Raw genomic sequence first — 12,502 nt, 5'->3', positions numbered from 1 at the left:
GGTTCCATTTTCAATAATAGCAACAGGAATCGTATTTTTCCCTTTTGCCTTAAACATATTCACAATATTTTCAAGTTTACTCATCCCCATCAAAATTACGATGGTTGTATTCGAGTTTGCCGCGGCCTCAATATCTTCACTCAACTTCAAATCAGAACGCGTTCCCGTAATAACACGAAAACTTTCATTCACTCCTCTTTGTGTCAAAGAGATTCCAAAACTAGCCGGAGCTGCAATTGCTGATGTTACTCCTGATACAATATCAATTTCAATTCCTTTTTGAATAACAAATTTCAATTCTTCAGAACCACGACCAAAAATAAAAGGATCTCCCCCTTTTAATCTTACTACATGTTTTCCTTTTAAGGCATGTTCAACAATTAATTCTTGTATTTTTTCTTGAATGAACTTATGCATTCCTTTTCGCTTTCCAACAAAAATTTTCTCTGCATTCTCAGCATAATCCAATAACTCTTCATTAGCCAAAGCGTCATACAAGACAACATCTGCCTCGCGCAAAGCTCTTACTCCTTTTAAAGTAATTAGCTCTGGATCTCCAGGGCCTGCTCCTACTAATGTTAATTTTGGTTGCTTATTCATTCTTTATATTTTAAAAATTAGGAGCTGCAAAAATAACAACTCCTAATTCAAAATAACTATTATGCTTCAACTAATTCTTTTGCTCTGTATTGATCTACCAAAGTGTAAAACTTCTCAGCATCTGCTAAATATTTAGCTGCAAATTCTGCTGAAGCCTCATTTTGATTTATTTGATAAATAAAAGACTCAAAATCAGTATCTAATTTTATTTTTTCTGTTGCAACGAATACTTCGTTAAAGTCAGAAATAATTTTATTGTGCGTATTTGTCTTCTTTCCTTCTGCTGTTAATAAAGCTTTTGCAGTATTTACAATAGAACTATAAGAATAATAAATACCATCAGATAATTTTCCTTCTGCTAAGGATGCTTTTGCGCTATCGATTTTTTCTTTACTATCAAATAATAAAGTAGCAATCAAATCAATTACTACACCTGCACATTCTCCAACACCAACAGCTTTCTCGTATTTCTCCTCATTACCCCAATCTACAAAATCAGACTCTTCTAAATTTGTAACATCAGACAATGGTTTTAAGAAATCATAGAAATACTTTTCACCTTGCTTTAAGTAATAGTTGATAAAGTCTTTTCCATCAGCATTCGCGATAAAATCATTTAAGATCAAACGCAATGACTCTGGTCCTCTTTTAGAAGGAATTTTAATTACTTTATCAGAAATACGCCCTTGTCCATCTTTTAAGATTCCTCCACCTAATAAAATTTGTAAGGCTGGAGCTACTAATTTACCTGACTTAACAGACATTCCTTGGTATCCTATGTTTGCCATATTATGCTGACCACAAGCATTCATACAACCAGAAATTTTAATCATCAAATCTTTATCATCTGCAAACTCTGGATATTCGTTTCTTAATACTTTTCCTAACTCATCTGCGATACCTGTAGAAGAAGCAATACCTAAATTACAAGTATCTGTTCCTGGACAAGCCGTTACATCTTGAATAGATTCGTATCCTAAATCAGTCATTCCTAATTTCCCTAATTCTTGGAAAAAGAATGGCAATAAGTCCTCACGTACGTGACGGATTAATATATTTTGACGCAAAGAGAAACGCAATTCGTCTCCTGCATAATTTTTAATCAAATCAGCCAAAATTCTAGCCTCTTTTGTATAAAAATCACCAATATTTACTTTAACACCAATGGCAAATAAACCCTCTTGTTTTTGTTCAATAACATTAGAAGCTTTCCAAGCATCAAATGCAGCTTGATCAACTGTTACTTCTGGCGCTACGATTCCAGATACATCTGGTGTATCAAATCCTTCTGATGAAATTTCAACAGTTTGATTAGATAATGCCTTAGTTTCCAAAGCAACAATTTCATTGAATTTTTCTAAACCAACATCTTTGATAAAGAATTTCAAACGAGCTTTTGCTCTTTTAGAACGCTCACCGTATCGATCAAAAACACGCAAAATAGATTCCATATAAGGAATGATTTTGTTTGTTTCTAAGAAATCAAATGCTTCATCTGCAAAACGAGGCTGAGAACCTAATCCTCCACCAAGCATTACTTTAAATCCTCTTACTTCTTCTCCATTGATTACTTTCGTTTTTGCAATGAAACCTATATCATGCATAAAACTTAAAGCAGTATCATCATCTGTTCCAGAGAAAGAAACTTTGAACTTACGTCCTAATTCCTGACAAATTGGGTTTCTTAAAAAGAATTGGAAAACAGCATGCGCATATGGCGAAACATCAAAAGGTTCATTTTTGTCAATTCCTGCAGTTTCTGAAGCTGTAACATTTCTTACTGCGTTACCACAAGCCTCACGCAATGTGATATCGCTCTTTTCTAATTCAGCCCACAACTCTGGAGTTCTATCCAAACTTACGTAGTGAATTTGAATATCTTGACGTGTTGTAATATGCAAACGTCCTCTCGAGTATTCATCAGATACATCAGAGATTCTATGTAATTGATCACTTGTCACTTTACCATAAGGCAATTTGATACGAATCATTTGAACACCAAACTGACGTTGTCCGTACACTCCACGAGCCAAACGTAAACTTCTAAATTTTTCTTCATCAATTCTTCCTTCATGGAACAATTGAATTTTATCTGCCAAATCGATGATATCTTTCTCAACGATAGGATTTTCTATTTCTGATCTAAAACTTTGCATCTCGTTTACTATTTATTGGATAAAACCTACTCCTGAGGTATTGTTAGTTTGTGCATCGATTAAAATGAATGAACCGTTTGCTTTATTATCTGCATATGCATCATAGAATAATGGTTTAGCTAATTTGATAGAAACTTCACCAATTTCATTGATTTCTAATTTAGATGCAGCATTATCTTTTCCAGTAAAGTCCGTTTTAATTACAGATTTTACATCTCCAATTTTTGCTACAACTCTATTGGCTCCATGCTGGATTAAATATTTAGTTCCAGGAACCAAATTTTTAGCATCCATCCAACATACTTTTGCTTCAATTTGTTTTGCTTCTTTTGGTAACTCAGAAGATTTCACTAATAAATCTCCTCTAGAAATATTGATTTCGCTTTCTAAAGTTATGTTTACTGAAGAACCTCTTTCTGCTTTGTCAAATGTTTTATCGAAGTGATAAATTGCTTTGATTTTAGAAGATGTTTTAGAAGGCAATACAGTTACCTCATCACCAACACTCAAAGAACCTCCATACAATTTACCTGCAAATCCTCTAAAGTCGTGAAACTCTTCCGTTTTAGGACGTATTACTGTTTGAATAGGCAAACGTGCTTGAGAAACTTCATAAACGTCTTGTGCATCTAAAGCTTCAAGATGCTCTAACATTGTTTCTCCATCATACCAAGGTGTTTGGTCAGATTTGTTAACTACGTTATCTCCTTTCAATGCACTCACAGGAATAAACGTAATGTTTTGTCCTTTATAGTCTGCTTTTTCTGCTAATGAAGAAATCTCCGCTTTGATAGCGTTGAATTTTTCTTCAGAAAAATCTACCAAGTCCATTTTGTTTACAGCCACCACAATATCCTTTACTTTCAATAAGTTGTTGATAAAGAAATGACGGTATGTTTGTTCAATAGCTCCCTTACGCGCGTCTACTAAAATTATTGCCGCTTGCGATGTAGAAGCTCCAGTTACCATGTTTCTAGTATACTCAACATGTCCTGGAGTATCTGCTATAATGTAACTTTTTTTCGCTGTAGAAAAATAAATATGCGCTACATCAATTGTAATTCCTTGTTCTCTCTCTGCAACCAAACCATCTGTAGCCAAAGAAAAATCTAAATAATCAAATCCTTTTTGTTTACTACTGCGTTCTATTGCTTCTAATTTATCATCAGTCAATGATTTCGTATCGTACAAAATACGACCGATAAGGGTACTTTTCCCGTCATCTACACTTCCTGCTGTTGCTATTTTTAAAACTTCCATTTTTTTGTTCAGCTATTAGCTATTAGCCTTTGGCTTTTAGCAATTAGTATTCTTTTAATTTTTTGCTCAAGGCTAAAAGCCAAAAGCTAAGGGCAAATCTTCTAAGAAAATTTTAGAAATACCCTTGTTGTTTACGTTTTTCCATGGCTGCTTCAGAACGCTTATCATCAATACGCGCACCTCTTTCGGAAATAGAAGAATCTCTAATTTCCTCAACCACTTTTGCGATATCTACTGCCTCAGACAAAACCGCTGCTGTACAACTCATATCACCCACGGTTCTAAAACGAACCATTCTTTCAACAACTTCCTCGTCCTCTTCTCTATAAACCACTGCATCATCAGCCGTCCAGATCATTCCATCTCTTACAAATGTTTTACGTTTATGTGCGAAATAGATAGAAGGAATTTCAATTTCTTCTTTTTCGATATAAGACCAAACATCTAATTCCGTCCAGTTAGAAATTGGAAAAACACGTACATTCTGACCTAAGTCGATTTTCCCATTTAAAATATCAAACAATTCTGGTCTTTGGTTTCTTTCATCCCATCCTCCGAAATCATCTCTTACAGAAAAAATACGCTCTTTAGCTCTGGCTTTCTCCTCGTCTCTACGAGCTCCACCAATCGCAGCATCAAAACCAAACTCTTCCAATGCATCTAATAAAGTTTCAGTTTGCAACATATTTCTACTTGCATACTTCCCAGATTCTTCCTGAACCTTTCCTGAATCAATATTATCTTGCACATTGCGCACAATAAGCTCTACCCCTAAATCTTTACATAACTTATCACGGAAATCAATTGTTTCCTGAAAATTATGCCCTGTGTCAACGTGCAAGAATGGGAATGGTATTTTTGCTGGATAGAAGGCTTTTTGCGCCAATCTTACCAAAGTAATCGAATCTTTACCTCCTGAAAACAACAACACAGGTTTCTCAAACTGTGCAGCTACCTCTCTCATGATATAGATAGCTTCGTTCTCTAAAGCGTTAGAATTTAATATTGTACTCATTATATATCGTTTAATCGTGTAATTGTTTATTTATTGAATCGTAATTCTCAAATTGAAAATCATTTAAGCGTGCAATCCACACTCTCTGTTCCCCAATACTTTTGTAGGATCAAAGTATTTATGTTCATTCGGAATACCGTTTTCCTCATTATAAGCATCTAATTGCTCATCTGACCAATCGTAAAATGGACTTACTTTGATAACTCCATCTGCTCCTTGAGAAACAATATCTATACTGTCTCTAAAAGCAGTCTGACCTTTTCTTAGATTCGTAAACCATAAATCTGGTTGATGCTCTGCCATTGCTCTTTTAAAAGGCTCCAACTTCACTTGCTCTGTAAACAATTTATGCATTGGATCTTCTATTTGAGGAATCCCCATCACTATATCTCTATGAGATGATGTTTGCTGCGGTACATACAGATGAATATTCAAATTCAACTGTTCTTTCAAAGCTTCCGCATGACGGTAGGTGTTTGGAGTATTGTACCCCGTATCACACCAAATTACTTTCAAGTCTTTTTGCTGACTTGTTGTCAAATGCAAAATCGAACCTTCATACGGACGAAAGTTTGTAGTTATCAATGGATTTTTAGCCGTTTCTAATCCCCATGCAACAATTTCTTGAGGTGTTTTACCTTTTAAAGAATCGTTTATTTCTTGAAGCTGTGCTTCCGTGTATAGTGTACTCATTATCGTCCCCATTTTATAGTATTCCATAATCTTTCATGAAAGAAATACAAAATCATTTTTGTAACAAAATCTACGCCCGCAATTGATGCTGCCATTTCTACATCAGAAACAACAAAATAAGAAACTACCATGGTATCAACCGTACCGATAACTCTCCAACTAATTGCTTTCACAACACTACGAATAGGTTTATCAGAAGCAACTCCTTGTTGGAAGCTTTGATTTTCTTTATCGTTATGTATTCTATCTAGTATCATTTAATTTCTAATTTCTATCGTTTTAAACCCATTACCCTATCGGATTAGTAGATTATGTCGCAAAAATAAGAACTTCATTACAACCTCACAAGTTTTTTACAATAAAAAAAAGATGGATTTCCTCAGTAATAACGGGAACGCAGCATTTACCCTACAAAAAAGGTAGGTTTTAAAAACCACAATATTTTTTTATGGAACAAAAATAAATGAGTAAATTGTTATTACCTACTGAAAAAGACACATTTAAAAAAACCGCTATGATTTACCCGACAACTCCCAAAAACGAACTTGGAAGACTAAAATCACTTACTAGTTTTCAAATAATGGACACGCTTCCAGAAAAAGAATACGACAACATTACAAAAATTGCCTCTGAAATTTGTCTGAGTCCAATTGCGTTAATATCACTTGTTTCTAAAGACAAACAGTGGTTTAAATCACACCATGGACTTGATGCAACAGAAACTCCAAGGGATATTTCTTTTTGTGGTCATGCCATTAATGCACCGAATGAAATTTTAATGGTTCCGGACTCCCGATTAGATCCTCGATTTCACGACAACCCTTTAGTACACGATGCACCTAATGTAGTATTCTACGCAGGTGCTCCATTAAATACACCCGATGGATTTTCTCTTGGAACCCTTTGTGTCATTGATCATGAACCCAAACAATTAAACAAATCCCAGCTAGAAGCCTTGGAAGCTTTATCTCAACAAGTTGTAAGTCAATTTCAGCTAAGAAGAAATATAAGTCTGTTAGAAGAAAAAAACAAAGAAACCGAAGCTTTAAACCAACAACTCAATTCTTTTGCTCATAGCCTTACTCACGATATAAAAACTCCCATTAGGGGAATCCAAACTATTGCTTCATGGCTTAAATCTGACTACCAACACTCCCTAGACAAACAGGCAAATGATTGGATAGATTTGATATTATCACGTGTAAGCTATATGGACACCCTTTCCACGGGAATGCTAGATTTTTCACAAAAAACAACCGATAAAATTAAAATTTCTGTTTTTGATATGAAAAGTTTGCTTTTTAGTATCAGTGAAAATTTTCATGCAGATCATTTTAAATACGAATTCATTAATGCTGATTTTAAAATTACACATTCAGAAATTATCTTTCTTACTGTTTTTCAAAACCTAATTTCTAACTCAATTAAATACTCAGATCAAGAACTAGGACTCATCAAAATTACTTTTATGAAAACAAAAAAAGATTTGAGAATAAGCTATGAGGACAACGGTCCTGGAATTGAAAAAGCATATAGAGAAAAAGTATTTTTATTATTCGAAACCATAGGCGCAAAAAATGACAATAGTGCTGGGATTGGATTGACTACCGTGAAATCATGTATCGACCGACTCAAAGGCAATATAAAACTTATAGATAGAAGCAATGGAATGCGTGGTGTTCATTTTCAAATGACAATACCTTTGATCTAACTCTGAGTTAGATCTGCCAATGTAGTATTTCTAAACACCTGTAACGTACTGTCACGAACTTGAATCATAAGTTTATGAACACTGCATGCATTTTCATCAGGACAGTCGTCGCATTTTTCGTAAAAATTCAAACTTACACAAGGAACCATGGCAATCGGTCCTTCTAAAGATCGTATCACTTCTGTCATTAAAATATCCGAAGGTTCTTTCAATAAATAGTACCCTCCTCCCTTACCTTTTTTTGATCCCAACAAGCTGGCTTTCCTTAAGGTAAGCAAGATACTTTCTAAAAATTTATGTGAGATATTTTCACTTTTCGCAATTTCAGAAATTTGAACAGGGCAGTTTTCTTCTCTATTCGCCAAGAAAGTCAAGGCTTTTAATCCGTATTTGGTCTTTTTTGAAAGCATAGCACGAAGATAAAAATTTAATTCTAGTTAGTCTATAAACTTAGTAGATTTTATAAAACACAATAACGTCATACAACCAATTCCACAACCTTTATTAAATATTATTCTTTAAGGACAACCAGCTCATTAATTCATTTTTATAAGCCCTTCCTATTGGAATTATTTTTTCGTGCTCTAAAAAAACTTGATTTCCTGATACTTTTACAATTTTTGACGTATTGATAATATGCGATTTATGAACTCTTCTAAAACTTTGAGAGTCTAATACTGACAACCAATATTTTAATGATTCATTGGATACTATCTTCTCATCCTTTATATGCAATTCAGTATAATCCGTATCACTAACAATAAATAATAGATCTTGCGTTTTCAAACGAATAAAATCATATCCCGATTTCACATACAACTCTTCCAAAAGCTCCTCCTTCTTTCCCAATTTAGTTACTGAAGTGGTGTTTTCTTCTTTAGAAGCTCTTGCTACAGCCTGTAAAAATCTCTGAAACGAAAAAGGCTTCAACAAATAATCAACTACTTGATATTCATAACTCTCCAAAGCATAATCCTGAAATGCCGTTGTTAAAATAATTTTTGGTGGATTCTGTAATGTTTTCAAAAAATCAATTCCTGAAATTTTTGGCAAATGAATATCTAAAAAAATTAAATCTACCTCCAAGTCTTTCAAGACATCTAAAGCCTGAAGCGCATCCTGATATACCCCAACTAGTTTTAATTGAACAGTATCCTCAATGTATTTTTTAAGAATACGTTGTGCAGGTAATTGATCTTCTATAATTAAGCAATTCATTTTTCTATAACTTTATTAAGTTCCATTTTTAAATAGACCTCATATTTAAAATTCTCCACCATTATTTCTAAATTATACGTATTAGGATACATCAATTCTAATCTTTTCCTGACATTGTCTAAACCAATTCCTTTATCTAGACTTTCCGTATTACTGGTTTCTAGAAATGAGTTTTTACAACAAAACGACAATACACCACTAGCATCAACCGCAACATTTATTTCGATTTCGATATCATTTGTCATGCTAGACACACTATGCTTAAAAGCATTCTCAATAAACACATTAAGAATCAAAGGTGCTATTTGAAATCCTGGCTTAACTCCTGTGATAGTTAAAATGGCATTTCCTCTCCCTTCTATCTGAAGCTTACTCAAATTGACATAATTCTCCAACTGATCCATTTCCTTAATCAAAGGAACAAATTTAGCTCTGCAATTATATAACATATACCTCAACACAGCTGAAAACTCCAATATCAATTCAGGGGTTTTAGGAGACCCTTCCACCGCGTAAGAATACAAATTATTCATATTGTTGAATAAAAAATGGGGATTGATCTGCGATTTTAAAAACTGTAATTCACTCTCTTTTACATACTCCTTCAATTGCGACACTTCTCTCTGTTTTATCAAAGCATCCCATGCAAATTTAAACCCCACTAAAATTGTTATTGTAGGAGCGGTACTCAATAAATTGTAAAACATCTTGGAAAACTTCTTTCCTCTTGTGTCTGGATAAAAAATTTGCTCCAAAACAACTTCTTCTAAAAAGATAACCAAACCGAGTAACACGGTTACTGAAATTGCAAATTCCAAATATTTATTTTTATAAAAAAACCTAGGAAGCAAAAAATAATTTATAAAAAATGCTGCAACCGCATAATTTAAAAAAAAATAAAATTGTCGATAATCAATTCCCTGAATTTTTCTATCAAATGAAAAAAACACAAATACTGTTACGTGTAAAATCAACTGAAAAAAAACTTCTTTCAAATTAAGAGCATCCTTAAATGTATTTGCTTTCATATCATAAAACTAATCATTTAATTATAAATTATTTATAAGAACAAGAAATACCCAACACAAATCCTTTAAACGACAAATCTATTCGGGCAAACTGCAATCTGCTGTTGAAAGTAATAATTGCGTCGTTCACCAGAAAAAATTATGATAGACTAAATAGTATTCTTTTATTTGTTCTTGAATATCATGTCCTACCCTAATTTTTAATATGAAATTCAATGCCATCATGAAAAACATTTACATAAATTTCAAACTTATTGTATTTTTTTGCTGCGGCTTCTCTTTGTCTTATGCACAAAGCGAAAAAAAAGAAATTAGTGGAATTTTATTGGAACAAAAAACAAATGAACCTATCCCTTATGCCAGTATTGTCCTTATAGAAAACAATACAAAAAGTGCTATTGGAACAACTTCCGAATCAAATGGTGCTTTTAAAATTAGCACCTCTTATAAAGAATTTTATATTGAAATAAGTTCCATCGGCTATAAAACAAAAACAATTTCAAACTTTGAAAAAAACTCAAATCTTCTTCAGCTTGGAAACATACAACTCGAAACTGCAAATGAAAACCTAGAGGAAGTAGTTGTAAGGGGGGATATTTCAAAAACAGAATTTAAACTTGACAAACGTGTTTTTCATGTAGGAAAAGATATCAGCAGTTCTGGAGCTAGCGCCTTAGACGCCCTAAATAACGTTCCATCTGTCAATGTCAGCGTGGAAGGAGATATCAGTTTAAGAGGAAACGCCAACGTTCAAATTCTTATCAACGGAAAACCTTCTGTTTTGACAGATGAATCTAGCAATGCTTTAGGAACTATTACTGCTGATATGATTGAAAGTATTGAAGTCATTACCAATCCCTCTGCGAAATATGAAGCTTCAGGAACAGGAGGGATTTTGAATATCATCCTTAGTAAGGATGAGAAAAAAGGAATCAACGGATCCTTGTCAGTAAACACCGGCATCCCAAACAATCATAGCATCGGTCTAAGTCTGAATAAAAGAACAGATAATTTTAATCTATTCACGCAACTTGGTGCCGGGTATCGCTCTTTACCACAAGAAAACAAAACCTCAAACAAAGATTTAATAACAGGGGAATTGGTGGAAAGTACCGGTACATCCCACAGAAATGAAACTTTTGTAAACGTAACACTGGGAACTGATTACTACTTTAACAAATACAATATGATCACCCTCTCTGGGAATTATGCTTATGAAATAGAGACCCAACCTTCTAGCACTGTGTTTAGCTCCTATGACTCCAGTGATTTATTGATTTCTCAATGGAAACGTGAGGAAACCACAGATGCAACCAATCCAAAATTCCAATACGAGCTCAACTATAATAAGGAGTTTCAAAACAACGAGGATCACACTTTACAGTTTAGTGCACTAGGTAGATACTTTGGAAAAGATTTACACTCTGAATTTATAAACATTCCTATTTCAGGCGATACCAACGAGAATAGACAACAAATCGATACCGATTATAAAATGGCTGACTATACCTTTAAACTAGATTATACCAATCCATTTACAGAAAAACACAACCTAGAAACAGGAATACAATATGTTATCAATGATGTTGGAAATGATTATGAAGTTCGAGAATATATAAATGGAGAATATGTCGTAAACGAAAACCTTACCAATGACTTTAACTACAACCAGAAAGTTTTAGGTGCCTATGCTTCTGGTTCATATGAACTTGAAAAATGGGGTTTTAAAGCAGGTCTTAGACTTGAACAAACAGACCTGACAACTTTGCTAACAAATACAAATGAAACCAATAAACAGAATTACACAAACCTGTTTCCGTCCTTACACAGTTCATACAAACTAACAAAACAAACCTCATTTCAGATTGGGTACTCTAAGAGAATATTTAGACCACGGCTTAGGGATTTAAATCCATTTGTCAATATTAGAAATACGTATAGCGTCTATATTGGGAGTCCTGACTTGCAACCTGAATTCTCCGATTCTTATGAATTGACCAGTATTTACAAAATTGGAAAAGCAACCTTAAATTCAAGTTTATACCATCGTTTTACAACTGATCAGGTAGAACGAGTGACTTATTTTGAAAACAATGTTACCGTGACAACTCCGCAAAACATAGGGACCAAATCAACTATAGGATTTGAAACCAATGGAAAATACAACGCAAATAAATGGTTGAGTTTTAATGGTGATTTCAATTTTAATTATTTTGATCGAAAAGGTACTTTTGAAAATCAAAACTTTGATTTTGTGGGTAGACAGTGGTCCGGAAGACTCGGTACAAAAATTGGATTACCTTATGATATTGACATCGAATTCACAGGACATTACAGATCTAGCTATGAAACCGTTCAGGGGATGAATTCTGGCTATGCATTTATGGATGCTGGTTTGCGTAAAAAAGTTTTCAAAGGAAAAGCGATCGTCAACATTGGAGTTAGAGATGCCTTTAGCTCAAGAATTTATGAACGTTTTGTTAATCAACCTACCTTTGAGACGTATAATTTTAGACAACGTGGAAGGTTTGTCACTTTTGGCATCAGCTATGGTTTTGGAAAAGGAGAAGCCATGACATACTCAGGCGGAAGAAGGAGGTAGATTTTTAATGGAACTACAATCCTTGAACAGATAATATGACTATTCCTTTAAAACAAAAAACCAACACAAAAGTGTTGGTTTTTTATCTATATATATAAACCCTTCGACAAGCTCGGGGTACATTTTTAATTCAAAGCAGAAACACTGCTAAATCTTCTCCAAAGCCTGTTGGATATCAGCAATGATATCCTCGATATGCTCTAAACCTAAAGAACAACG

At 33.9% G+C, this 12,502-nt stretch carries 11 protein-coding genes; 2 read left to right on the top strand and 9 right to left on the bottom strand.

Going from position 1 to position 12,502, the window contains the following annotated elements:
* From cobA to P8H68_RS10805, 6 genes are all read right to left on the bottom strand, one after another.
* Positions 1–600, bottom strand: a 600-nt coding sequence (gene cobA / locus P8H68_RS10830) for a uroporphyrinogen-III C-methyltransferase (RefSeq protein ID WP_300324810.1), incomplete at its 3' end; no start/stop codon positions are given.
* 59 nt (positions 601–659) lie between these two features.
* The gene (locus tag P8H68_RS10825; protein WP_300324807.1) at positions 660–2,756 is read right to left on the bottom strand and encodes a nitrite reductase; all 2,097 of its coding nucleotides are present in this window, start codon (positions 2,754–2,756) and stop codon (positions 660–662) included.
* 12 nt (positions 2,757–2,768) lie between these two features.
* On the bottom strand, positions 2,769–4,016 hold the full coding sequence (locus P8H68_RS10820) for a GTP-binding protein (RefSeq protein WP_300324804.1): 1,248 nt from the start codon (positions 4,014–4,016) through the stop codon (positions 2,769–2,771).
* A 112-nt stretch (positions 4,017–4,128) separates the two neighbouring features.
* Entirely contained in the window at positions 4,129–5,031 is a 903-nt protein-coding gene (gene cysD / locus P8H68_RS10815) for a sulfate adenylyltransferase subunit CysD (RefSeq protein WP_300324801.1), read from the bottom strand.
* 63 nt (positions 5,032–5,094) lie between these two features.
* Positions 5,095–5,724, bottom strand: coding sequence for a phosphoadenosine phosphosulfate reductase family protein (locus tag P8H68_RS10810; protein ID WP_300324796.1), 630 nt, complete (start codon positions 5,722–5,724; stop codon positions 5,095–5,097).
* Positions 5,724–5,981 carry a DUF2061 domain-containing protein gene (locus P8H68_RS10805; RefSeq protein WP_300324793.1) on the bottom strand — a complete coding sequence of 86 codons (258 nt, stop codon included), beginning with the start codon at positions 5,979–5,981 and terminating at the stop codon, positions 5,724–5,726. The genes P8H68_RS10810 and P8H68_RS10805 overlap by 1 nt, the downstream gene beginning before the upstream one ends.
* A 206-nt stretch (positions 5,982–6,187) precedes the next feature.
* On the opposite strand from P8H68_RS10805, the gene P8H68_RS10800 reads away from it, so the two are divergent.
* Positions 6,188–7,435, top strand: coding sequence for a GAF domain-containing sensor histidine kinase (locus P8H68_RS10800; RefSeq protein WP_300324790.1), 1,248 nt, complete (start codon positions 6,188–6,190; stop codon positions 7,433–7,435).
* Here the strand turns inward: P8H68_RS10800 and P8H68_RS10795 are convergent.
* From P8H68_RS10795 to P8H68_RS10785, 3 genes are all read right to left on the bottom strand, one after another.
* Complete coding sequence (locus P8H68_RS10795; RefSeq protein WP_300324788.1) at positions 7,432–7,845, bottom strand: Rrf2 family transcriptional regulator; 414 nt, start codon at positions 7,843–7,845, stop codon at positions 7,432–7,434. The two genes, P8H68_RS10800 and P8H68_RS10795, sit on opposite strands and share 4 nt — an antisense overlap.
* Before the next feature lie 94 nt (positions 7,846–7,939).
* Positions 7,940–8,653 carry a response regulator transcription factor gene (locus tag P8H68_RS10790; protein WP_300324785.1) on the bottom strand — a complete coding sequence of 238 codons (714 nt, stop codon included), beginning with the start codon at positions 8,651–8,653 and terminating at the stop codon, positions 7,940–7,942.
* Positions 8,650–9,471: a histidine kinase gene (locus P8H68_RS10785; RefSeq protein ID WP_300324782.1), complete on the bottom strand. Its 822-nt coding sequence runs from the start codon at positions 9,469–9,471 to the stop codon at positions 8,650–8,652. The genes P8H68_RS10790 and P8H68_RS10785 overlap by 4 nt, the downstream gene beginning before the upstream one ends.
* A 433-nt stretch (positions 9,472–9,904) precedes the next feature.
* Between P8H68_RS10785 and P8H68_RS10780 the strand changes: the two genes are divergently transcribed.
* A complete protein-coding gene (locus P8H68_RS10780; RefSeq protein WP_300324779.1) occupies positions 9,905–12,283 on the top strand; it encodes a TonB-dependent receptor in 2,379 nt (792 codons plus the stop codon).
* The last annotated feature ends 219 nt before the right edge of the window (positions 12,284–12,502 follow it).

This window comes from Flavicella sp. (genome assembly GCF_029238425.1).
Lineage (GTDB): Bacteria > Bacteroidota > Bacteroidia > Flavobacteriales > Flavobacteriaceae > Flavicella.
The sequence above is the reverse complement of the archived record's forward strand: the minus strand, read 5'-3'. Positions and strand labels throughout refer to the sequence as shown.